Genomic DNA, 22,194 nt, shown 5'->3' with positions numbered 1-22,194 from the left:
CGACCGTTCGGGAATCCCGAACGGTCGGCAGGGGGCTTCGCACAGGAGCGGGGTCAGGACGCCCGGACGTCGCGCTCCCGGAGTTCGGCGATGACGCGCGCGACGGTGACGAAGTCGTTGTCGACGTGCAGCACCGGACAGTTGTAGTGCGCCGCGACCGAGCAGAGCAGCAGGTCCACCGTGCCGGCCGAGCGGTGCTGCCCCTTCTGGGTGAGCTTGTACTGGGCGTTGAGGGCCCAGTCCTCACCGCCCTTCGGGACACCGAGCGCGGGACCGAACAGGTCGTTGAGCTCCTCCTCGAGCTCGTCACGGTGCGCCGGGCCGGTGGCCGAGTGGAGGATCTCCGACTTGGTCACCTTGGCGATCCTGATGAGCCCGGACTCCAGCGGCCTCCGCCAGCGGGCGAGTGCCGCCGGATCGCGCATCAGGTGGACGAACCCCGAGGTGTCGATCAGATAGCCGAGGTCGTTCATGTGTCATTCCTCCCCGCCCGTCTTCCGGGCCTGATGGATCCGCTCCGTCGGGTCGAACTCCCCCCGGGCCGCACGTGCGGACAGCTTCTCCAGTGCCTCGATCCGCTTCAGTCGGTTGACGTAGTCGGCGAGGGCGCCGTTGATGGTGTCCTTCTTGGTGCTGGTCCCCATGAGGCGCATGGCCTCGGCGAGGATCGCGTCGTCGACGTCGACGTTGGTCATACTCATTTTCGCGCCTCCGTTGATGATGTGGCAAAGCTATCCACGTCATCCACATTAATCGCCCGGACGCGATATTGGCAAGTTGAAATGTCCATATTTGTGGTTACATGTCGATTGCTTGACGCAATGAGTTCGACCGAAGCGCGGCAGCCCCCGCGCGGGGCGGGGGCTGCCGGGGGGAAGGCGGGCGGGGCGGGCCCGGTGGCGGGTGGCCGGGATCAGACCTGGCGGTAGGTGGCGAGGAAGCGGCCGATGCGGTTGATCGCGGTCTCCAGGTCGTCGGCCCGGGGGAGGGTGACGAAGCGGAAGTGGTCGGGGCGGGGCCAGTTGAAGCCGGTGCCCTGGACGACGTGGATCTTCTCGCGGAGCAGCAGGTCCAGGACGAAGCGCTCGTCGTCGACGATCCGGTGGACGGCGGGGTCCAGCCGGGCGAAGGCGTACAGCGCGCCCTTGGGCTTGACGCAGCTGACGCCCGGGATCTCGTTCAGGGCCCGGTGGGCGACGTCGCGCTGTTCGGTGAGGCGGCCGCCCGGCAGGACCAGGTCGTTGATCGACTGGTGGCCGCCGAGCGCGGCCTGGACCGCGTACTGGGCGGGCACGTTCGGGCACAGCCGCATGCCGGAGAGCATGGTGAGGCCCTCCAGGTAGTCGCTCGCGTGCTGCTTGGGGCCGGAGACGACCAGCCAGCCGCTGCGGAAGCCGGCCACCCGGTAGGACTTGGAGAGTCCGTTGAAGGTGAGGGTGAGGACGTCGTCGGCGAGCGCGGCCAGGCAGTGGTGCTCGACGTCGTCGTAGAGGATCTTGTCGTAGATCTCGTCGGCCAGCACCATCAGCTGGTGCCGGCGGGCGAGGTCGAGGATGCCCTCCAGCAGTTCCTTCGGGTAGACGGCGCCGGTGGGGTTGTTGGGGTTGATGACCACGATCGCCTTGGTGCGGGCGGTGATCCTCGCGGCGATGTCGTCGAGGTCGGGGAACCAGTCGGCCTGCTCGTCGCAGGCGTAGTGCACGGCCTTGCCGCCGGCCAGCCGGACCACGGCCGTCCACAGCGGGTAGTCCGGCATCGGGACGAGCACCTCGTCGCCGTCGTCCACCAGGGCGGTGACGGCCATCTGGATCAGCTCGGAGGCGCCGTTGCCGAGGTAGACGTCGTTGACGGTGACACCGTCGACGCCCCGCTGCTGGTAGTACTGCACGACCGCGCGCCGGGCCGGCAGGATGCCGCGCGAGTCGCTGTAACCGTGGGCGCGCGGGAGGTTGCGGATGATGTCCTGGAGGATCTCCTCCGGCGCCTCGAAGCCGAACGTGGCCGGGTTGCCGGTGTTCAGCCGGAGCACGCTGTGCCCCGCCTCCTCCAGCGCGTTGGCCTGGTCGACCACCGGGCCGCGGATCTCGTAGCACACGTCATTGAGCTTGCTCGACTGCCGAAACTCCATCTGCGGCCTCCCGACCGTCACCCCACGCCGACCCTGGTTGCTTTGTTCTACCAAGTAGGCACTTGGAAAGTCCAACCTCTTGGCTATGCTGATCCACATGTCACGCCGAAGCTACGACCAGTACTGCGCCGTCGCCCGCGCCCTGGACGCGGTGGGGGAGCGCTGGAGCCTCCTGATCGTCCGTGAACTCCTGGCCGGCCCGCGCCGCTACACCGATCTGCACGCCGACCTGCCCGGCGTCTCCACCGACATCCTCGCCGCGCGGCTCAAGCAGCTGGAGAGCGAGGGCGTCGTCGAGCGCCGTCGCCTGGAACGGCCGGCCAACGCCACCGTCTACGAGCTGACCGGGCGCGGGGCCGCGCTGCGGCCGGTGGTCGAGGCGCTCGGCGGCTGGGGGCTCGACGCGCTGGGGGAGCAGCGGCCGACCGACGCGGTGCGGACGCACTGGATCACCGGCGGGGCGGTGACGGCGGGTGCGGGTGCGGGTCCGGGTGCGCTGGACGTGGCGGGCGCGGTGGTGGCCGGCTGACGTCCGGCCGGCGTCCGGTTTCGGAGCAGGCTTCGCGTCCGGCCTCCGGTCCGGAGGGGGCCGTGGTGGGGTGGCCGGTCGCGGGGGCACCCGTGTGGGAGGCGCCGCGCCCGCGACCGGCGGTGGGGAGAGTCGCCCCGGCGTCCGGCACCCCCGAGGTCGGACGCCGCGGAGCGCGCGGCCCGCGGTTCCTCCCCCCGGCCGTTCCTCCCGACGTGTCCCACTCTGCCCGCCGCCGATCAACGGGCGATCGGCGTCCGCTTGCCGCGGGCGTTGAGTCGTCACCGATCCGCGCGGGAGGGCGGGGTCCGCGGACGCCCCCGGGACGGGCGGGGTCCGCGGACGAGCCCGGGACCGCGCGCGTACGATCGTCGGGCCATGGAGAACACCGAGAACACGCCCACCGCCTTTCGCAGTTACGTCGCCGTCGGGGACTCCTTCACCGAAGGCATGTGCGACGACCTGCTGCCCGACGGCCACTACCGGGGCTGGGCCGACCGCCTCGCCGCCCGGCTCGCGGCCGAACACCCGGCCGGCGGCTTCCGCTACGCCAACCTCGCCGTCCGGGGCAAGCTCATCGGCCAGATCCACGACGAGCAGGTCGACCGGGCCGCCGGTCTGGGCGCCGAGCTGGTCACCCTCGCCGGCGGGCTCAACGACGTACTGCGCCCGCGCTGCGACATCGCCCGGGTCGAGGAACTCCTCGGCTCCGCCGCCACCCGGCTGCGCGCCACCGGTGCCACCGTGGTCATGTTCAGCAGCACCGACCCCACCCGCCGGATGGCCGGTTCGGCCCGGCTGCTCCCCGCGATCCTGCGGATGAAGGACTTCGTCCACGAGCTCGCCCAGGACCCGGGCATCGCGGTGGTCGACCTCTTCTCCGCACCCTGCTTCGACGACCGCCGGCTCTGGGCCGAGGACCGGCTCCACCTCTCGCCCGAGGGGCACCGCCGGGTGGCCGAGGCCGTGCTGGAGTCGCTCGGACGGCCGGTCGGCTTCGACTGGCGCGCCCCGCTCCCGGCCACCGCCCCGCCGACCCGCGGCGAGAAGCTGGCCGCCGACGCCCGCTGGGTCCGCACGCACCTCGGCCCCTGGATCGGCCGTCGGCTCACCGGTCGCTCCTCCGGCGACGGCCGGGCGCCGAAGCGCACCGAGCTGGCGCCGTACGAGGGCTGACCCGGACCTCCGCGGGCCGGGCCAGCACCCCGGAACGGTCGGGACCGGCCGTTCCGGGGCGCTGGAGGGGCGGCCGCGGGTCGGCGGAGGGTCAGCCGCGGAACAGGTTGTGGCCCACGTCCGACGGCACCGCGTCCTGGTACGGCACGGCGTCCGGGCCGGGCACCTGCTCGCCCGGGACCGGCTCGGTGCCCTCCCGGTGCAGCAGGTACACGCCGTCCTCCGACCAGATCGTCCGGTACCCGTGCGCGAGCAGCAGCTCGATCCGCTCGGCCTGCTCCCGGTCGGTCCGGAACGGGAAGGACCGCTTGTCCGCGCGGATCAGCACGTACGCGCGCCCGCGCGGCTTCTCGTCCACCAGCACCACGTCCGCCCGCGCGGTCAGGCGGGGCGCCGCCTGGTTGTCGGCCTCGACGGACGCGCCGTCCGGGACCAGCGCCGCGCCGCGCAGCAGCGCCGCCTCGCTCGGCTTCGGCTGCCAGTAGGCCGGAACGAACAGGTTCGCCAGGCCCAGCGGCACCGCCGCCGCGACGGTCAGGGCCGCCGCCGCCACCCCGAGCCGCCGGGTGAGCGCCCGGCCGTGGCAGCGGCCCAGCACCTCCAGGGCGGCGACCAACAGGATCGGCCACAGGAACGCGTCGTAGTGCCGGGCGATCGACCAGTGGTTCGGATTGCTGGAGAGCACCCGCTCGGCCAGCAGCGGGACGGCCAGGAGCACGGTCGCCGAGCGGAGCGGGAGGGCGAACAGGGTGCCGAAGATCCAGAGCAGCAGCAGCGGCTTCAGCGGGGCGTCGAAGGAGGCCGTGAGCAGCCGGGTCGGGTCCGCCAGCACGTTGGCGACCGCCGAGCCGCCGTCCTCGCCGAGTGCCTGGTAGTTCCAGTAGTAGCCGGGCACGCCGCCCATCGCGGGCACCAGCTTCGCGATCGCGAGCGCCGAGGCGAGCGGACCGCCGAGCAGCAGCCCAGCGCCCCAGCGCGCGGCCGGACGGCGCCGGGCCGGGTCCGGGTCCCGCCGGGCCCGCAGCAGCAGCACCAGACCGTAGGCGCCCACGGCCAGGCCCATGTCCTCCTTGGTGCAGCACAGCAGCAGACCGGCCAGCGCCGAGGCCCAGTACTGCCGGGCCATCCCGCGCTCCAGCATCAGCAGGGTGAGCGGTACCGCGAACGCCACCTCGTGGAACCCGCCGCGCGAGGCCACCAGCAGCGGCCAGCCCAGCCCGTACGCGAGCGCGGCCAGGTCGGCGGCGCGGCGGGCGGTGCGCGGGTCGGCGTCGGCGAAGCAGCGCCCGGCGATCCGGCGGATCAGCGGCACCCCGGCGGCGAAGCAGAGCGCCTGGCCGAGGAGCAGCGAGCGCGGGTCGTCCCAGAGCCAGTAGAGCGGCGCCATCAGCGCGATCACCGGGGAGAAGTGGTCGCCGAGCAGCGAGAAGCCGGGCGGGAACTCGTGGTGGTAGCTCTTCAGGGTCGAGACCGGCAGGCCGAGATGCGCGTAGCCGCGCACGCCCTGGTCGAAGATCCCGAGGTCGAAGCCGCCGAGCTGGGCGGTGGTCCACTGCTGGAGGCCGATCGCGAGGCAGACCGCGAAGCAGAGCAGGGTGAGGCCAAGGGTGCGGGCGCGCGGCGGGATCCGGAGGGCCGGTTCGTGGGTGCCGCCGTCGGCGGTGCCGGGACCGGGGGTGCCGGGACCGGCGGTGCCCGCGGTGCGCGTGGCGTCCTCGGCGCCCTCGGTGTCCGGGTACGGCGTCACGTCGTGCCGGGACATGCCTTGGGTCCTCCGTTGGTGCCGTGGTGCCGTGGTGCAGTACTGCGATACCTGTGGTGCCGTACTGCGGTACCGACGCCGTGGTGCCGGCGCCGGTTCCGTGGTGCTGGGGGTTCGGCCGACCAGACTAGCCGACGGCCGTTCGAAGCCGTCGGTACGCTCTACAGCGCACCACCCGTCGTCCTGGAGGAACAACAGCACCGTGAGCGTCCCTAGCCTCGACCTCGTCTCCGACTGCGGTAACTGCTTCGGACTGTGCTGCGTGGCCCTGCCGTTCGCCGCCGGCACCGATTTCGCCGTGGACAAGGCCGCCGGCACCCCCTGCCACAACCTCCGGACCGACTTCCGCTGCGGGATCCACGAGCGGCTGCGCGGGACCGGCTTCTCCGGCTGCACGGTGTACGACTGCTTCGGCGCCGGCCAGCAGGTCTCCCAGGTGACCTTCGGCGGGCGGAGCTGGCGGGAGGCGCCGGAGACCGCCCGGACGATGTACGAGGTGTTCCCGGTGGTGCGGCAGCTGCACGAGCTGCTTCGGTACCTCACCGAGGCGCTCACCTTCGCCCCGGCCCGCCCCGTCCACGGGGAGCTGCGCCGGGCGCTGGAGGAGACGGAGCGACTGGTCGCCGGCACGCCGCAGGAGATCCTCGCGGTCGACGTCCCCGCGCACCGGCAGACGGTGGCCGAGCTGCTGCTCCGGGCCGGCGAGCTGGTCCGGGCCGCCGTCCCGGGTCGGCGCGAGCACCGGGGGGCGGACCTCTTCGGTGCCCGGCTGCGGGGGGCGGACCTGCGCGGGGCCAACCTCCGGGGCGCGATGCTGGTCGCGGCCGACCTGTCCGGGGCGGACCTGCGGCTCGCCGACCTGGTCGGCGCGGACCTGAGGGACGCGAACCTGGCCGGCGCCGACCTGACCGACGTGCTCTTTCTCACCCAGGCCCAGCTGAACGCGGCCCGCGGCGACGCCGCCACCCGCCTTCCGACCACCCTGACCAGGCCCGCGCACTGGCCGGAGACGGTGGCCGCCCCGGCCCCGGCCGGACGCGCGCCCCGCGGGCCGCAGGGCGGCTCGGGCTCCGGCAGTCGCTCGGGTTCCGGCGGCCGCTCCGGCGCCGGTACTCGTTCGGGTTCGGGTTCCGGCGGCCGCTCCGGCGGGCGGCAGCAGGGCGGCGACGGTCAAGGCGGTGGTCAGGGCGGCGGTGGTCGTCAGGGTGGCGGTCGGCAGGGCGGCCGCCGGGGCGGGTCGCGCTGAGGCTGAGCGGGACTTCCGCTCCGGCGCGCGGGTCGGCCGCCACGGCGCGAGGGTCAGCCGGCGAGCAGGCGGGAGCCGGTCGCCGGATGTCGGCGGAACAGCGCGCACCCGGCCCCCGCGAGGAGCAGCAGGGCGACGGCGGCGAGCGCGTACGCGGAGCCGGCCGGGTGGAGCGGCCAGGCCCAGGGCCGGGGGCTGCCGTCCGGGTGCCAGCCCGCCGCCGAGCAGAGCAGGGGGACGGCGGCGAGCGCGGCGGCGGCCGGACGGTGGCCGATCAAGGGGTGGAGCAGCAGCGCCAGGCCGAGGTAGCCGGCGATGTTGCGGGCGACGACCAGCGCGAGCGCCCCCTGACCGGCGGCGTACGCGAGGCTGCCGCAGGTGGCTCCGGCGGCGGCCAGGGTGAGCGCGAGGCCGACGTCCAGTCCGCGCAGGAACCGCCCGGCCACGGTCTCGGTCCGCAGGTCGCCCCGGCCCAGCCCGTACAGCAGGAACACCGCCGGGAGCAGCGTGATCACGTGCGCGAGCAGGAAGTGCCCGGCCTGGCCCCGCAGGGCCGGCACCGGGAGTTCGCCGTCGCCGAGGAGCAGCCCGGCGGCGACCGTCCCGGCGAGGACGGCCAGGAGCAGTGGCACCGCGCGTGCCTTGCACCACCAGATCACCGCTCACCCCCGATCGTCGCGCCGGTGTGCGGGACGGGTGGGGGCAGGGTGCCGCAGTCGGCCAGGGCGTCCAGGGCGCCCCGGTACCAGGCGAGCTGGGCGGTGTCGGGCAACTGGAGCAGTTGGGCCGCGCGGGCGCTGTCGGCCGGGGTGAACCGGCCGTCGGCGCCGCCGCCCGGGCCGGCCGGGCCGCCGCCGCCGTCCCCGGTCGTCCCGCCGGCTCCGGTGCTTCCCGCCGCCGTGGCGGTGAGCCAGGCGGTGGCCGTGCCGACGGCCGCCGCGGCGGGGTAGGGGTCGCCGCGGCGGGCACAGTCCGGGGTGCGGGGCAGCAGTCCGCCGACCACGGCGGCGGTGACGTCCGGCACCCGGGCGTCGGTCGGGACTCCCAGCCCGGCCTCGCCCGGACCGGGGCGCGCGGCCATGGTGAACACCGCCGGGACGGCGACGCCGCGTCCGGCCAGGGCCGCCGCCGTCCGCCGGACCTCCTCGCGGACCAGGAGCGAGCGGGCGGCGCCGAGCTCGGGCCAGAGGCAGACGCGCGGTTGTCCCGCGTCGCAGCGCAGCGCGGCGGAGGACCGGGGCCGCACCGGTTCGGGCCCCAGGTCGCGGGCGGTCCAGCCGCCCAGCGCGACCCCGCCCGCCGTCACCGCGAGCGCGGCGGCGAGCGCGAGCGGGCTGCCGCGCCGTCGGACGAGCAGGACGGCCGCCGCGCAGACCGCGCCGGAGAAGGCCAGCGAGGCCACCACCGCCCGTCCGTCCAGTACCTGGTCCACCGCGCAGCAGTCGGACAGTCCGCCGCCGACCAGGTGCCGGGGCCAGTAGGTGTCGAAGGCCACCGGGTAGGCGTTCAGGACGAAGCTGCTGATCAGTGCGAGGGGGACGGCGACCACCGGCGCGAGCACCCGGCCGACGACCGAGCCGACCAGGGTGCCGGCGAGCAGCAGGCCGGCCCAGACCGCGAGGACGCCCGGCTGCGACACGCCGTCCGCCGTACCGCCGGCCAGCGCCGCGGTGGCGAGCGCGGCGAGCATGCCGAGCCCGCCCATCAGCGCGACCGGCAGCAGCACCGGGGTGCTGATGGCCAGGGCGGAGCGCACCGGCGAGCGGTCGAACACCCCGCCGCGGTGCAGTCGGCCGCCCTCCCAGGCACCGGCGGCGGCGCAGACCGAGCAGGCGAACGGCAGCGCGAGGCTGGCGTGCCCGGCGGCGGCGAGCCCGTAGGCAGGCGTGACCCAGGCGGTCAGTTCGTCGCCGAGCGCGACCAGGACGAAGCCGAGCAGGAACGGCAGCATCCGGGTGCCCGCCGAGACCCTGAGGAGGGTGCGCACCAGCATGTCAGGTCTCCCGCTCGATCAGGCGCGCGTACGCGGCCTCGGCGCTCGGCCCGCCCGTGAGGGTCCCCGAGCCCGGGCCGGGGACGACTCCCGGTACGGGGACGACTCCCGTTCCGGGTACGGCTCCTGGCGCGGGCACGGCTCCCGGTACGGCCGCGGTGGGACGGCCGGAGCCCCCGTCCCCGGACCCGCTCCCCGCCCCACCGTCGGTCGCCAGCGCGTGGAACTCCTCGGTGGCGCCCTGGAACCTGACCTGTCCCCGGTCCAGCACCACCACCTGCCGGTACGTGCCGGAGAGGTCCTCGGTCTGATGGGTGGAGACGATCACGTTGACCTCGCTCGTCAACTCCTCCACGAGGGCGCGGAACACCGCCCGCTGGGTGGGATCGAGGCCGGCGGTCGGCTCGTCCATCAGGATCAGTTCGCTGTGGTGGGCGAGGCAGCCGGCGATGCCCATCCGGCGCAACTGGCCGCCGGACAGCCGGTTTCCGGCCCGGTCGGCCAGCTCGCCGAGGCCGACCCGGGCCAGCGCGACCGCCGAGGCCCGCCAGGCGGCGGCCCGCGACATGCCCTTCAACCAGCCGCAGTAGGCGACCTGTTCGCGGACGCTGAGGCCCGGGACCGGGGTGATCTGCTGCGGCAGCCAGGCCACCGCGCGTCGGTAGGCGGCCCGGTCGCCGGCGCCCGCCGCCGGATCGACACCGTGCCAGCTGACGGATCCCCGGCGCGGGCTCAACTGGGAGGCGGCGAGGGCCATGAGGGTGGATTTGCCCGCGCCGTTGGGGCCGAGCAGGACAGTGGCCGGATTGTCGATCCGCAGATCGAGGCCGGTGAAGAGCCCGGCTTTCCGGCCGTACTGGAAGTCGATGCGCTGGAATTCAAGGGCCATGGAGGGTCGACGCATTTCGCTCGGGAAAGGGGCGCGCGATGCCGGCGGGCGGGGGCGGCCGCCGGCGCCGCGGGCGGAGGGTACGGGCCGGTGAGGGTTCGGGGGGAGGCAGGAGCGAGGGAGGGCCGGAGCGGGGCGGGCCGAGGTGGCCCGGGCGAGGGGTGCTCAGTACCGGGTGGTCACGGTGTCCACCCAGAGCCGGGAGCCGCTGCGGACGCCCTCCAGCGCGAAGTAGTAGTCGCCGGCGCTCTGGTCGCCCCAACTGGAGGTGTCGCAGTGGTTGGAGCGCTGCCCGTACGTCTTGTCGGGCCCGAAGACGTCCTTGTAGAGCTGGAGGTCGGCGCCCTTGAAGTCGTTGTTCCCGGTCTGGCAGCCCTGGAAGGTGACGGAGGTGACGGTGTCGTCGCGGTCGGCGTCGGACCACCGGCGGGACTCCGAGCCGGGGCCCCAGCTGCTGATGTGGGAGGCCCATGAGCCCTCGGCGAGGGCGGGGGTGGCGCTGGCGAAGCCGAGCAGCGCGGCGGTCACCAGCATGCCGCGGAGCACGCGGCCGGAGCGGTTCGTTGCGTGCATGTTCCGTCCGATCATTCCGGTGGCACCACCGGGCGGGCGGCGCCATGCAGACAGAAGGAAACGAGCGGAGGTCCGACCGGAACGGTCGCGGTCACCCGGTCGGCCGAACCCGCCGCGAAAATGACCTTAGCGTGCACGAACAGGTGGCCAGCACTATTTTTTCCGGCCATTCCGGAGGGCGGGGCCGAAGCGTGGCGGACCGGCAAGAGGGTGATCGATATTCGCCGGAAATTCCCGGGCCGGGCGGCTTTCCGGCGAATATCGATTCTTTGTGTCTGTTTCCGGTCCGTTGATCGACCGGTTCCTTTTTTATGGGATGGTCATCCCGGTCGGGCCCTGGCCGGTTCTCGATCTCGCCGGGTCAGGCCGAGAGCAGCCGGGCGCGCAGCCGGCCGATCAGCGCCTCGTCGATGCCGACTTTGCCGGTGGCATAGGCGTGGACCGAGCCGTGCGCGGAGCGCAGGTCGGCCAGCGTGAGCCTGATGACCTCCTCCGGCGCGCGTCCGAAGCCGGGCCAGCGCAGCGTGCGCCCCGGGTTGGCGGCGTGCCAGTCGGCCACCAGCCGGGCGGTGACCAGCTCGGTGAGGGCGAAGTCGGCGGCCACGTCGTCCTCGCCGACGCCGAGCAGGCTCAGCACCAGGGCGGCGATCAGTCCGGTGCGGTCCTTGCCGGAGGCGCAGTGGAACACCACCGGGTGGTCGGCGTCGGCGACGAGTTCGAGGACGGCACGGATCTCCGTGACACCGTCCTCGGCCACCTCGGCGAAACGATCCGCCAGGTACCGCCACGGGTCCAGCTCCGGGTCGATCTCGGCCTGGTCGTACGGCCGGTGCTCGATCGAGAGGTTGTGGTACGCCACGCCGTCCAGTGCCGGTACCCGGCCCTTGCGGGCGATCTCCCAGGGGTAGCGCAGGTCGATCACCGTGCCGATGTCCAGCCCCCGGAACCGTTCCAGGTCGGCGGGCGAGGCGAGCACCCCGAGCGAGGCCGAGCGGTAGAGCCGCCCCCAGCGGACGGCCCTCCCGTCGGCGGCCGGGTAACCGCCCAGGTCACGGAAGTTGTGCGGGCCGTCGAACGCGATGTGGCGGGTCATGTCCGCACCCTACTGAACCGGTTCGGGGCGGACGCGGGCCGGTGCGGGCCGGACTCGGGCCGGTGCGCCGGGGTTCAGCGCCGCTCGGGCGCCGCGACCACTGCCTCCAGCAGGCCCGGGAAGCACTGCGCGAACTCCTCGCCCCGCAGCGCGTTCATCCGCGACGTGCCCACGTAGTGCTGGCGGATCAGCCCGGCCTCGCGCAGGACGTGGAAGTGGTGGGTGGCCGTCGACTTGCTGACCGGCAGTTCGACGGCTCCGCACGGCAGGTCCTCGCCGGCCGCGTGCAGGGCGCGGACGATCTGCCGCCGCACCGGGTCGACGAGTGCCTCCAGGACCTGCTGGAGCCCGATCGTCCGCAGGTCGGGGTGCGGGGGGACGCGGTCCCGGGCGGGAGTGGAGCCGGTGTGCTGTGCCGCTCGTGCCATGGGTGGTCGGCCTCCTGTGCTGTCTCCCGTCATGGTACGACAGCAATCAAAGTACGACAGTCGTCGAAGTTTGACACCCGCCGTACTTTGGGCTTGGCTGTGGGGCCTGACAACACGTCAGCCACTCGCGGTGAAGGGAAGTCGAACCATGGCCAGGACCGTGCTGTTCCACGAGCTGGGCGGACCCGAGGTGCTGCGGCTGGAGGAGGTGCCGGTCGCGGAGCCCGGGCCGGGTGAACTCCTGGTCCGGGTCGACGCGATCGGCCTCAACCGGGCCGAGGTGCTGTACCGGGGCGGCCAGTACATCGAGGACGTCCGCGAGTTCCCCGGCCGGCTCGGCAGCGAGGCCGCGGGCGTCGTCGAGGCGATCGGCCCGGCCGTCGCGGGGTTCGCCGTCGGCGACGCGATCAGCGTCGTCCCGGCCTTCTCGATGAACGACTACGCCGTCTACGCGGAGCGCGCCGTGGTCCCGGCGAACGCGGTGCTGCACCGGCCCGAGGGGCTCGACGCGGTCGGCGGCGCGGCCGTCTGGATGCCCTATGTCACCGCGTACGGCGCCCTGGTGGAGGCCGGCGGTCTGCGGGCCGGCGATACCGTGGTGATCACCGCGGCCTCCAGCAGCGTGGGTCTGGCGGCGATCCGGATCGCCGACCGCGTCGGCGCCGTCCCGATCGCCACCACCCGCACCCCGGCCAAGCGCGAGGCCCTGCTGAAGGCCGGCGCCGCCGCGGTCGTCGTCACCGAGGAGGAGGACCTCGCCGCCCGCGTCCTCGAACTCACCGGCGGCCGGGGCGCCGAACTCGTTCTCGACGCCGTGGCCGGCCCCGGTGTGGTCGACCTCGCCCGCGCCCTCGCCCCGGGCGGCACCCTCGTCCTCCACGGCGCCCTCAGCGGCGAGGACACCCCGTTCCCGCCGATGCCGGTGATGAAGGGCAGGTCCATGCGCAGCTACACCCTGCACGAGATCACCACCGACCCCGAGCGCCTGCGCCGCGCCGAAGCCTTCGTCACCTCCGGCCTGCGCTCCGGCGCCTTCGAGCCCGCGGTGGACCGCGTCTTCCCCTTCGAGGAGATCGCCGACGCCCACCGTTACCTGGAGGCCGGCCGCCAGATCGGCAAGATCGTGGTGACGGTCGATCACCGATGATCCCTCGGATCCGGGTTGCCGTGCGACACGGCATCCTCCCGACCGACGGTCGGGAGGAACCGGGCGGGCCGTGGCGAGTGATCCGAATGCCCCACGGCCGTCGTTGACGCGACAGGACCTCGGAAATCGGCCGTGGACGATGCTTCGTTGTCGGAATCGATACCCGGTGGAGGCGGCCACCCGCTACGGTTGGCCTGGCGACAAGCAGTGCTCCGCCGAGGCCCGGGACAGCATCGTCCTCATGGGCCTGCGGCTCCACGACCTCAACGCCGGCCGCTTCCACTCCACCGATCCCGTTGTACCGGTGTGCGCCCGCGCCGGCCCGCACCGCCCGATCGTCACCCCGCTGAGAGAGAGCTGCGTGGCATGCCTGCAGAATCACCGCCCTCCGCGGACGAGTACGGCGACTTGGGCCGAAGGGCGTGGCCCGCAACGTGGGGCTACCGATTCACCATCGAGCTGGTGGCCGTACTGACCGTCTTCGCCGTGCTGACGTTCTGGCTGGTCCCGGATTCGTTCAGATTCCTCTCGCTGCCGGCGGCCGGTCTCGCCATCGGCCGGCGCTGGAGGGACCGGTCGCGAAAGTAGTGCCGCGGGGACCGTGCCGTGCGGGGGGTGACCACGTGGCCGGCCGGGCAGCGCCGCATTCGGAAGGGAGGAGACCACGGAATGGCATCGATGTACGGACCACTTCGGTACGGATCGGACGGCGCCCGGCTCGGGCGCGGGGAACGCCGGGCGGGGGAGCCGGTGTTCGACCGGGAGGGGCTGCGGCGGGAGGGCGGCGGGGAGGTCTTCCGCTGGGACGGGATCGAGCGGATCGATGTGGAGATCCAGGACATCGGCCTCAAGTCCTGGGCCCAGAACGCCCTGATGTTCCTGCTCACGGTCGGTTCGGTGACCGAGCGGGCACCGGGGACGTCGGAATCGTACCTCTGGGTGAAGCCGGTGGCCCGGCCGCCGGTGAACTGGGCCTTCGAGGTGCCGACGCGGTCCGGGGCCCGCTGGAGCCCCGGGGCCGTGCGGCGGTTCGTGCGCCGCCTCGACCGGACCGGCAGGCGGGCCCATCTCGGCTCGCCGGAACTGGCAGGCAGCCTGGCGGCGTTGCGGCGGATCCCGCGGTTCCCGCCGTGGACACGCGACCGTGCGGTCGACCGGATCGTCGACGCGCTGCCGGGTACCGGTTCGGTGCGGGAGCGGCCATGATGGAACCGGTACGACGGGGGAGCAGGGGTTTCGGGGGAGTGAGGGTTCGGTGCAGCTGAGATTCTTCCTCGCGGTCGTCGGCTTCTGCCTGCTCGGGGCGGGAGTCGCGCAGCTGTGCGACGCCATCGGCCTGGTGTCGGCGTCCGGGCCGAAGGGGGCCGTCTGGTGCGCCGTGACCGTGGTCGGCAGTGTCTGGGCCAGGCAGCGGTTCCCCGGCGCCGGCGGAAGCGGTCGCCGGGACTGAGGGCGGCGGTTCCACGGCTGGCAGGGACGCCGGGTGATGACGGAACCGGGGCGACGCGACGGCGGGGCTGTGCTCCGGTGCGCCCCGTGCACGCGGACCGCCCGGAGGTCCGACGAGGCACCGCCCGTGGAGTCTCTCTGTTCGAGATCCTCCGAGGCGGCTCCGCGGTCCGCTCCCGCTCCGGGGTGGGATCGGCGATGATGGGGAGGGTGTGACGGGTCGTGGGGACGGTCGTCCGGGGCGGCCCGTGCCGGACGAGCGCGGAGGCCCGATGGAGCACGGAATCGACCGCAACCTCGCCACGTCCGCCGACCGGGCGGACTATCTGGTCGAGCTCTCCAACATCGTCCGGCGCACGGACTTCGGCGGGTCCGCGCCGCGCTCGTTGGACCGGCTGGGGCTGGTGGTGGAGGCGCTGGTGCGGATGACCGGGGACCGGCACGTCGCCGTGTACTGCGTGGCGGACCGCAGTCTGCTGGGCGGGCGGCGGGAGTTCACCGAACCCGGGGACGCGCCGACGCTGGCCCGCTGGGTCGCCGAAGGACTGGTCGAGGAGGTGCCGGACGCCGACGAGCGGGTGCTGGAGATCGCCGGTATGACCGGGATTCAGGTGGTGACCGGCGACTACTACGACGATCACCGGATCGAGCACCCGTGGATCCAGGGGAACAGTTGGCAGTTCCTGCGGCCGGAGGCGGCCGGGCGGGGCGCGGTCAGGCTGGCGCCGCTGGACATGGGGTACCGGACCGGCGCGGAGATCTCCAAGAAGATGGAGCTGTCCGCGCTCAAGAAGCAGGGGCTGCTGACCGCCGGCCGCAAACCGCTGGTCGAGGTGGTCGGGCGGGCCTGGCGCTGCCCGGACGCGCGGTGCGGCCTGTACAGCGTGCACCGGGGCGGGCGGGTGATGCTGCCGCGGATGCGCCGCGGCGTGCCCACGTGCGAGCTGCACGGCACCCCGCTGCTGGACGACGGGGCCCGGCCCGGCGCCGCCCAGGTGAAGCTGGTTCTGGACGGGGAGTGCGTGGGCCGGTACACCCTCGACGAGGGGGCGCGCACCGAGGTCGGCCGCGCCCCCGGGACACCCGACGGGATCCCGCTGGCCGGGCTGCTGCCCGCCGAGCGCGCCGCCGGGGTCAGCCGTCGGCACCTGCTGGTCGCGGTGCGCGGCGGGGCCGTGGTGGTGCGGGACACCAGCACCTACGGTAGCCGGATCCGGGCGGCCGGGCGGCACGGGCACCTCGGCCCGTGGGAGCGGCTCCCGGCGGACGCCGACCGGCCGTTCCGCCCGGGCGACGAGGTCGAACTCACTCCCGGTCTGGTCCTGACCCGCAGCGGGCGCCGTTTCCCCGCCGAACTCGCCGGTGCCTGGCGGGCGGAGGGCGCCCGCACCCCGTTGCCGCCGGGCGCGGCGGAGGCCACCCGCTCGGTCTGAGGCCGCGCCCTCCGGGCCCTCCGGAGGCCGGAGCCCGTCACACGCTGCGGTCCGTCAGGACCTCCCGGACGACGTGGCGCGCGTTGGCGGCCAGTGGGGGGTTGGTGGTGCGGTAGTAGGGCAGTTGGACGAGGGCGATGGAGAGCGCCCAGGCCCGGCCGCGTTCCCAGGTGGCGTCGTCGACCGCGAGGGCGGCGCGGAAGACCGGGCGGGCCACCGCCGGGAGCACGTTCCAGGCGGCGATCAGGTCGACCGCCGGGTCGCCCGTCCCGAGCAGGCCGAAGTCCAGCACGGCGCCGAGGCGTTGCCCGGTGATCAGGAGGTTCCCGGTGGTGAGGTCACCGTGCACCCAGGCGGCCGGTCCGACCGGCTCGGGCAGCCGCAGCGCCTTGTCCCAGAGGGCGCCGGCCGCCCCGGTGTCGATCACGCCGCGCAGTCGTCCGACCGCCGCGCGGGTGGCGGCGTCGCGGCCGGACAGCGGTCCGCCGCGCGAGGCCGACGGGGCGTCCGGGCCCGGAGCGAGGGTACGCAGCGCGCCGAGGAACCCGGCCAGGTCGTGTGCGAGTCGCCCGGGGTCGGCGAGCGCCCCGGGGGTCGGGTGGACGCCGTCCAGCCAGCGCAGCACCGACCACTCCCACGGGTAGGCGGCGGTCGGCCGGCCGTGGGCGACCGGCACCGGCACCGGGACCGGCAGATGCGGCGCGAGGCGGGGCAGCCAGTACTGCTCGCGCGCGACGTTCGCGGCCGCCCACGCGGCCCTGGGCAGCCGGACGGCGAGGTCGGCGCCGAGCCGGAACATCGCGTTGTCCGTGGCGGTGGCGCCGACCGGGGTCAGCGGCAGGCCCGTCCACTGCGGGAACTGGGCCGCGATCAGCCGTCTCACCAAGCCGGTGTCGATGACGGGTTCTTCGTCGTGCAGACGGTCGTGCAGGAAGTCGTCGTCGTGCATGCGGTCGGGCGTCCGGGCGGCTGCGCACATGCCCGGCACTGTACGCCGGGACGGGCCCCGCGATCAGGCGGATTTCGAACACCAGGGTGAGAACGCGAGGATTTCACAGGGGCGTTGGGTTTCGCGGGGGGCGCTCGGGAACGCGTCGGCGCTGCCGGTGGCCGCCGGGAGGCGCCGGTCGGGGACCGCCGGCGCGCCACGCCCGGGGTGCCGGTGGCGGGGCGGGCCGTCGGTGGCGGCTGTCAGAATGCGGGGGTACGGACAGCAACTCTGAAGAAGGTGACCGGCTTCGTGACCACGCCAGTCGAACAGGCGGCCCAGCAGGCCCAGCAGGCGATCGGGCGGAAGATCGCCGAGGAACTGGGCGTCCGCGAGGGGCAGGTGAAGGCGGCGGTCGAGCTGCTGGACGGCGGTGCGACGGTGCCGTTCGTGGCCCGCTACCGCAAGGAGGCCACCGACTCGCTGGACGACGCGCAGCTGCGCACCCTGGAGGAGCGGCTGCGCTACCTGCGGGAGCTGGAGGAGCGCCGCGCCGCCGTCCTGGAGTCGGTCGAGGCCCAGGGCAAGCTGGACGACGCGCTGCGGGCGCGGATCCTCGGCGCCGATTCCAAGGCGCGGCTGGAGGACATCTACCTGCCGTTCAAGCCGAAGCGGCGCACCAAGGCCCAGATCGCCCGTGAGGCCGGTCTGGAGCCGCTGGCGGACACCCTGCTCGCCGACCCGACGCAGGACCCGGCGGCGCTGGCCGCCGGGTACCTCAACGAGTCGGTCGCGGACGGCGCCGCCGCGCTGGAGGGCGCCCGGGCGATCCTGGTCGAGCGGTTCGGCGAGGACGCCGACCTGGTCGGCTCGCTGCGCGAGCGGATGTGGACCAGGGGCCGCCTGGTCGCCACCGTCCGCGAGGGCAAGGAGCAGGAGGGCGCGAAGTTCGCCGACTACTTCGACTTCGCCGAGCCGTACACCAGGCTTCCCTCGCACCGCATCCTGGCGATGCTGCGCGGCGAGAAGGAGGAGGTGCTGGACCTCGACCTGTCCCCGTACGACGGCGACGAGGGCGGCGACCTGCCCGGCGCCGGTGACTACGAGCAGCGGATCGCCGCCCGCTTCGGCATCGCCGACCACGGCCGCCCGGCCGACAAGTGGCTCGGTGACACCGTCCGCTGGGCCTGGCGCACCCGGGTCCTGGTCCGGCTCGGCATCGACCTGCGCGGGCGGCTGCGCGCCGAGGCCGAGGACGAGGCGGTACGGGTGTTCGCCGCGAACCTGCGGGACCTGCTGCTGGCCGCCCCGGCGGGCACCCGCGCCACCATGGGCCTGGACCCGGGTTTCCGGACCGGGGTGAAGGTCGCCGTGGTGGACGCCACCGGCAAGGTGCTCGCCCACGACACGATCTACCCGCACCAGCCGGCCAACAAGTGGGACGCCGCGCTCGCGAGCCTGGCCGCGCTGGCGAAGAAGCACGGCGTGGACCTGGTCGCGATCGGCAACGGCACCGCCTCCCGGGAGACCGACAAGCTGGCCGAGGACCTCGTCAAGCGGCACCCGGAGCTGGGGCTGACCAAGGCGATGGTCAGTGAGGCCGGCGCCTCGGTGTACTCGGCCTCCGCGTTCGCCTCGCAGGAGCTGCCGGAACTCGACGTGTCGATCCGCGGCGCGGTCTCGATCGCCCGCCGGCTCCAGGACCCGCTGGCCGAGCTCGTCAAGATCGACCCCAAGTCGATCGGTGTCGGCCAGTACCAGCACGACCTGAGCGAGGTGAAGCTCTCGCGCTCGCTGGACGCCGTCGTCGAGGACTGCGTCAACGCGGTCGGCGTGGACGTCAACACCGCCTCCGCGCCGCTGCTGACCAGGGTCTCCGGCATCACCGGCACGCTCGCGGACAACATCGTCGCGCACCGGGACGCCAACGGCCCGTTCCGTACCCGCAAGGACCTGAAGAAGGTCGCCCGGCTCGGCCCGAAGGCGTTCGAGCAGTGCGCGGGCTTCCTGCGGATCCCGGACGGCGACGACCCGCTGGACGCCTCCAGCGTGCACCCGGAGGCGTACCCCGTGGTGCGCCGGATCCTGGCCGCGACCGGCGGGGAGCTGCGCGAGCTGATCGGCAACGGCGGGCGGCTGCGCGCGCTGCGGCCGGGCGACTTCGCCGACGACACCTTCGGCGTCCCGACCGTCACCGACATCCTGGGTGAGTTGGACAAGCCGGGCCGCGACCCGCGTCCGGCGTTCCGCACCGCGACCTTCAAGGAGGGCGTCGACAAGCTCGGCGACCTGGAGGTCGGGATGGTGCTGGAGGGCGTGGTGACCAATGTGGCCGCGTTCGGGGCCTTCGTCGACGTGGGTGTGCACCAGGACGGCCTGGTGCACGTGTCGGCGCTGTCGAAGAACTTCGTCAAGGACCCGCGCGAGGTGGTCAAGCCCGGTGACATCGTGACCGTCCGGGTCACCACCGTGGACGTGCCGCGCAAGCGGATCGGGCTCACCCTGCGGCTGGACGACGAGGTCGGTCGCGGTGGCGGCGACGGCGGGCGCGAGGGCGGGCGCGGCGGCGACCGGCAGGCGCGTCCGCCGCGACAGGAGCGGCGCCAGGGCGGCCAGGCCGGTGGTCCGGGCGGAGGCCAGGGCGGCCGTGGTCAGGGCGGCGGCCAGGAGCGCCGGGACCGGGGCGGTTCCGGCGGTCAGGGCGGTTCGGGGTCGCCGGGCAACAGCGCCATGGCGGACGCGCTGCGCCGGGCGGGCCTGGCCGGCGGGGGCGGTTCGGACGACCGCCGCTCCGGGCGGCGCTGACACCGGGCCGTGGGGGGGGGGGGGGGGGGGGGGGGGGGGGGCCCCCCCCGCCCCCGCCCGGCCCCCCGCCCCCCCCCGGGCCGGGGGGGGGGGGGGCGGGGGGGGGGGGGGGGGGGGGGCGGCGCCCCCCCCCCCCCCCCCCCCCCACGGCCGTACCGGGCCCGGAGGGGCTCAGGCCAGCAGCTTGTCCTTGGCCTTCTGGTACTCGTCCTCGGAGATGGACCCGTCCGCCTTGAGCGCGGCGAGTTTCGCGAGGTCCTCGACGTGGCTGCGGCCCGTTCCGGCGGCCCCGGTGCCGCCCTCGCCGGGAGTGCCGGCCGCGTCCCGGATGTACGCCTTGAACGCCGCGTCGGCCTTCTGGGCCTGGGCGACATCGCGTTCCCCCATGCCCTTGCCGCGCACGATCACGTACACCAGCACGCCGATCAGTGGCAGCAGGATCACCAGGATCATCCAGCCGGCCTTGGCCCAGCCGCTCATGTCGTGGCTGCGGAAGATATCCGTGATGATCTTGAACAGCAGGAAGAACCAGAGGATCCAGAGGAACAGCTCCAGCATCGTCCAGAAGATGTTGAGCAGCGGGTAGTTGTCCATGACGGCTCCCGTCGGTGCGGGCCCGAGAGGGACCCGAGTCCCTTCGAGTCCTATCACCGCCGATCGGGTGCCGGGCCGCTGTGCTGGGCCATTCCGGTGATCCCGCGGAACCGGTCGCGGCAGCGGGGACCGGGTCCCGGGCGGGGCTCAGCGCGCCCGCGACCGCAGCTCCACCGCCAGCGCGATCAGCTCTCCCCACCAGGCTTCGTGGCAGTCCAGCAGCAGCCGCCGGGCCTCCTCCGGCTCCACCGCCCGCACCTCGACGACCTGCTCGCCGTCGTCCGGGTTGGTCGGCACCGAGTCCACCGCCACGTCGGCCCAGCCCCAGAGCCACGCCTTCTCCGGATGCGGCTGCCACGGCCGGTACGGCACCGGGTCGTCGGTCACGCAGCGGTGCGCGCCCAGCCAGACCGGCTCGCCGAGCAGCCGGGCGCCGGCCTCCTCGCGCAGCTCGCGGACCAGGCAGGAGTCCACGGACTCGTTGTGCTCGCGGGTGCCGCCGGGCAGGAACCAGTGGTCCCGGTCGTCGCGGCACAGCACCACCCGGTCACCCTCGGTGAAGCCCACCAGGTGGATGTTGGTGACCAGCTCGTCCGGCGGCAGGACGGTCGAGAACTGCGCGTCGTAGCGGCCCCAGGCCCAGTACTGCGGGGCGTGCAGGGCGGGGAAGAGCGCGGCCAGCTCCCCGGCCCGGGACGCGTCGCCGGGCCGGGGTGGTCTGGGAATCGACTGTGCCCCGGCGGTTCCGTTCGCTCCGGCCGTTGCATCGGCCCCGGCCGTTACGGCCGCCCCGGCCGCTCCGGCGACATCGGCCGCATCGGTGACATGGCTGGCATCGGTGGTATCGGTCATTCGGTGATCGTAGTCCCGGCCGGACGCAGCAGGGGGGTGGTCTGGTGAGCCAGGGTCAGCTCCGCGGCGTCGATCGCCCGGGGCCGGCGCGGGACCTTCGCCTCCGCCGGCTGCCGCACCCAACTGCCCAGTGACATCTCGGCGGTGATGCCCGGGCCGAAGCCCGCGATCAACCCCTGGGTGCCGTCCTCGACCCCGCCCTCCTCGAACATCCGAGCCAGCGCGTCGAAGACCACGGCGCTGGCGATGTTGCCGCGCTCGGTGAGCGTGGCACGGGAGAACCGGAACGCGGCCGGCTCCAGATTGAGGAAGCGGCAGAGGTCGTCGAGGATCCGCGGACCGCCCGCGTGCACGATGTAGAAGCCGAGGCCGGAGACGTCCCAGGCGTGGTCGGTGGCCAGGGCGCGCAGGGCGGGCGCCAGCATCTCCATGGTGCCGGGCACGCGCTTGTCGAGCTGGAAGTGGAAGCCGGTGTCCTTGACCCCGTAGGAGATCCAGTGCTCGGTCTCCGGTACGAGGTGCGAGCCGTTCCGCTCCAGATGGACGCCGGTGCCGCCGTGGCCGCGCAGGACGACGGCGGCGATCGCGTCGCCGAACAGCCCGTTGGAGAGCAGCGAGCCGACACCGAGGTCGGTGGGCTGGTAGCAGAGGGAGCAGAACTCGCAGGCGACGATCAGCACGTTGGCGCCGGGGTAGGCGCGGCAGAAGTCGTGCGCCCGGTTGACGGCGGCGCCCCCGGCCGCGCAGCCGAGCTGGGCGATCGGCAGCTGACGGGTGTCGGAGCGGAATCCCATGCTGTTGATCAGCCAGGCGGTCAGCGAGGGCATCATGAAGCCGGTGCAGGACACGTAGAGGATGAGGTCGACGTCCCGGGCGGTGAGGTCGGCGTGGTCGAGGGCGCGCTCGACCACCTCCGGGACCCGGCGCTTGGCCTCGCGCTCGTAGACGGCGTTGCGCGCGGTGAAGCCGGGGTGGCGGAGGGTCTCCTCGATGGGCTGGACCAGGTGCCTGGTCCGCACCCCGGTGTTCTCGATCAGCCGCAGGGCCAGCCCGAGTTGCGGGTGGTCGGCGTGCAGGGTGCGCGCCAGGTCGAGGGTCTCGTCGAGCGTGATGACGTGCTCGGGGACGGCGACGGCGGGGCGGCAGAGTGTGGGCATGGCGGGTCTCCG

21 protein-coding genes and 2 pseudogenes are annotated in these 22,194 nt (G+C 74.0%); 9 read left to right on the top strand and 14 right to left on the bottom strand.

What is annotated here, in order from left to right; genetic code table 11:
* Window positions 1–53: 53 nt before the first annotated feature.
* The 3 genes from ACIQ9P_RS00725 to ACIQ9P_RS00715 form a co-directional block, all read right to left on the bottom strand.
* Entirely contained in the window at window positions 54–473 is a 420-nt protein-coding gene (locus tag ACIQ9P_RS00725; RefSeq protein WP_402347489.1) for a PIN domain-containing protein, read from the bottom strand.
* Between the two features lie 3 nt (window positions 474–476).
* Complete coding sequence (locus tag ACIQ9P_RS00720) at window positions 477–701, bottom strand: type II toxin-antitoxin system VapB family antitoxin (protein ID WP_053650305.1); 225 nt, start codon at window positions 699–701, stop codon at window positions 477–479.
* Between the two features lie 212 nt (window positions 702–913).
* The gene (locus ACIQ9P_RS00715; RefSeq protein ID WP_402347484.1) at window positions 914–2,128 is read right to left on the bottom strand and encodes a pyridoxal phosphate-dependent aminotransferase; all 1,215 of its coding nucleotides are present in this window, start codon (window positions 2,126–2,128) and stop codon (window positions 914–916) included.
* A gap of 97 nt (window positions 2,129–2,225) precedes the next feature.
* On the opposite strand from ACIQ9P_RS00715, the pseudogene ACIQ9P_RS00710 reads away from it, so the two are divergent.
* A pseudogene (locus ACIQ9P_RS00710) lies at window positions 2,226–2,633 on the top strand (winged helix-turn-helix transcriptional regulator); the annotation flags it as partial.
* A 402-nt stretch (window positions 2,634–3,035) separates the two neighbouring features.
* The gene (locus tag ACIQ9P_RS00705) at window positions 3,036–3,833 is read left to right on the top strand and encodes an SGNH/GDSL hydrolase family protein (RefSeq protein WP_402347481.1); all 798 of its coding nucleotides are present in this window, start codon (window positions 3,036–3,038) and stop codon (window positions 3,831–3,833) included.
* 91 nt (window positions 3,834–3,924) lie between these two features.
* Here ACIQ9P_RS00705 and ACIQ9P_RS00700 read toward each other — a convergent pair whose 3' ends face one another.
* Window positions 3,925–5,595 carry a DUF2079 domain-containing protein gene (locus tag ACIQ9P_RS00700; protein WP_402347478.1) on the bottom strand — a complete coding sequence of 557 codons (1,671 nt, stop codon included), beginning with the start codon at window positions 5,593–5,595 and terminating at the stop codon, window positions 3,925–3,927.
* A 202-nt stretch (window positions 5,596–5,797) separates the two neighbouring features.
* Between ACIQ9P_RS00700 and ACIQ9P_RS00695 the strand changes: the two are divergent.
* A pseudogene (locus ACIQ9P_RS00695) lies at window positions 5,798–6,598 on the top strand (pentapeptide repeat-containing protein); the annotation flags it as partial.
* Window positions 6,599–6,894: 296 nt separating this feature from the next.
* On the opposite strand, the gene ACIQ9P_RS00690 reads toward ACIQ9P_RS00695, so the two are convergent.
* From ACIQ9P_RS00690 to ACIQ9P_RS00665, 6 genes are all read right to left on the bottom strand, one after another.
* A complete protein-coding gene (locus ACIQ9P_RS00690) occupies window positions 6,895–7,473 on the bottom strand; it encodes a hypothetical protein (protein ID WP_402347476.1) in 579 nt (192 codons plus the stop codon).
* A 23-nt stretch (window positions 7,474–7,496) separates the two neighbouring features.
* Window positions 7,497–8,834, bottom strand: a complete 1,338-nt coding sequence (locus tag ACIQ9P_RS00685) for a hypothetical protein (protein ID WP_402347473.1) — start codon at window positions 8,832–8,834, stop codon at window positions 7,497–7,499.
* A gap of 1 nt (window position 8,835) precedes the next feature.
* Window positions 8,836–9,723, bottom strand: coding sequence for an ATP-binding cassette domain-containing protein (locus ACIQ9P_RS00680; protein WP_402347470.1), 888 nt, complete (start codon window positions 9,721–9,723; stop codon window positions 8,836–8,838).
* 165 nt (window positions 9,724–9,888) lie between these two features.
* Window positions 9,889–10,296 (bottom strand): hypothetical protein, encoded by a 408-nt coding sequence (locus ACIQ9P_RS00675; protein ID WP_402347467.1) that lies wholly within the window; start codon window positions 10,294–10,296, stop codon window positions 9,889–9,891.
* Between the two features lie 361 nt (window positions 10,297–10,657).
* Window positions 10,658–11,389 (bottom strand): tyrosine-protein phosphatase, encoded by a 732-nt coding sequence (locus ACIQ9P_RS00670; protein ID WP_402347464.1) that lies wholly within the window; start codon window positions 11,387–11,389, stop codon window positions 10,658–10,660.
* 74 nt (window positions 11,390–11,463) lie between these two features.
* Window positions 11,464–11,817 (bottom strand): ArsR/SmtB family transcription factor, encoded by a 354-nt coding sequence (locus ACIQ9P_RS00665; RefSeq protein ID WP_402347461.1) that lies wholly within the window; start codon window positions 11,815–11,817, stop codon window positions 11,464–11,466.
* Window positions 11,818–11,965: 148 nt separating this feature from the next.
* Here ACIQ9P_RS00665 and ACIQ9P_RS00660 point away from each other — a divergent pair, with 148 nt between their 5' ends.
* From ACIQ9P_RS00660 to ACIQ9P_RS00640, 5 genes are all read left to right on the top strand, one after another.
* Entirely contained in the window at window positions 11,966–12,964 is a 999-nt protein-coding gene (locus ACIQ9P_RS00660) for a zinc-dependent alcohol dehydrogenase family protein (RefSeq protein WP_402347458.1), read from the top strand.
* A 462-nt stretch (window positions 12,965–13,426) separates the two neighbouring features.
* Entirely contained in the window at window positions 13,427–13,552 is a 126-nt protein-coding gene (locus ACIQ9P_RS00655) for a hypothetical protein (protein WP_402347456.1), read from the top strand.
* 81 nt (window positions 13,553–13,633) lie between these two features.
* On the top strand, window positions 13,634–14,170 hold the full coding sequence (locus tag ACIQ9P_RS00650; RefSeq protein ID WP_402347454.1) for a hypothetical protein: 537 nt from the start codon (window positions 13,634–13,636) through the stop codon (window positions 14,168–14,170).
* 49 nt (window positions 14,171–14,219) lie between these two features.
* A complete protein-coding gene (locus ACIQ9P_RS00645) occupies window positions 14,220–14,414 on the top strand; it encodes a hypothetical protein (RefSeq protein WP_402347451.1) in 195 nt (64 codons plus the stop codon).
* A gap of 271 nt (window positions 14,415–14,685) precedes the next feature.
* On the top strand, window positions 14,686–15,846 hold the full coding sequence (locus tag ACIQ9P_RS00640) for an FHA domain-containing protein (RefSeq protein WP_402347448.1): 1,161 nt from the start codon (window positions 14,686–14,688) through the stop codon (window positions 15,844–15,846).
* Window positions 15,847–15,883: 37 nt separating this feature from the next.
* Here ACIQ9P_RS00640 and ACIQ9P_RS00635 read toward each other — a convergent pair whose 3' ends face one another.
* Complete coding sequence (locus ACIQ9P_RS00635) at window positions 15,884–16,825, bottom strand: aminoglycoside phosphotransferase family protein (RefSeq protein WP_402347445.1); 942 nt, start codon at window positions 16,823–16,825, stop codon at window positions 15,884–15,886.
* Window positions 16,826–17,086: 261 nt separating this feature from the next.
* Here ACIQ9P_RS00635 and ACIQ9P_RS00630 point away from each other — a divergent pair, with 261 nt between their 5' ends.
* On the top strand, window positions 17,087–19,579 hold the full coding sequence (locus ACIQ9P_RS00630) for a Tex family protein (RefSeq protein WP_402347442.1): 2,493 nt from the start codon (window positions 17,087–17,089) through the stop codon (window positions 19,577–19,579).
* Between the two features lie 171 nt (window positions 19,580–19,750).
* Here the strand turns inward: ACIQ9P_RS00630 and ACIQ9P_RS00625 are convergent, their stop codons facing one another.
* From ACIQ9P_RS00625 to ACIQ9P_RS00615, 3 genes are all read right to left on the bottom strand, one after another.
* Complete coding sequence (locus ACIQ9P_RS00625; RefSeq protein WP_402347439.1) at window positions 19,751–20,173, bottom strand: SHOCT domain-containing protein; 423 nt, start codon at window positions 20,171–20,173, stop codon at window positions 19,751–19,753.
* Between the two features lie 147 nt (window positions 20,174–20,320).
* Window positions 20,321–21,025: an NUDIX hydrolase gene (locus ACIQ9P_RS00620; protein WP_402347436.1), complete on the bottom strand. Its 705-nt coding sequence runs from the start codon at window positions 21,023–21,025 to the stop codon at window positions 20,321–20,323.
* On the bottom strand, window positions 21,022–22,182 hold the full coding sequence (locus tag ACIQ9P_RS00615) for a type III polyketide synthase (protein ID WP_402347433.1): 1,161 nt from the start codon (window positions 22,180–22,182) through the stop codon (window positions 21,022–21,024). The genes ACIQ9P_RS00620 and ACIQ9P_RS00615 overlap by 4 nt, the downstream gene beginning before the upstream one ends.
* Between the last annotated feature and the right edge of the window lie 12 nt (window positions 22,183–22,194).

It is taken from the genome of Kitasatospora sp. NPDC094019, from assembly GCF_044764505.1.
Lineage (GTDB): Bacteria > Actinomycetota > Actinomycetes > Streptomycetales > Streptomycetaceae > Kitasatospora.
The sequence above is the reverse complement of the archived record's forward strand: the minus strand, read 5'-3'. Positions and strand labels throughout refer to the sequence as shown.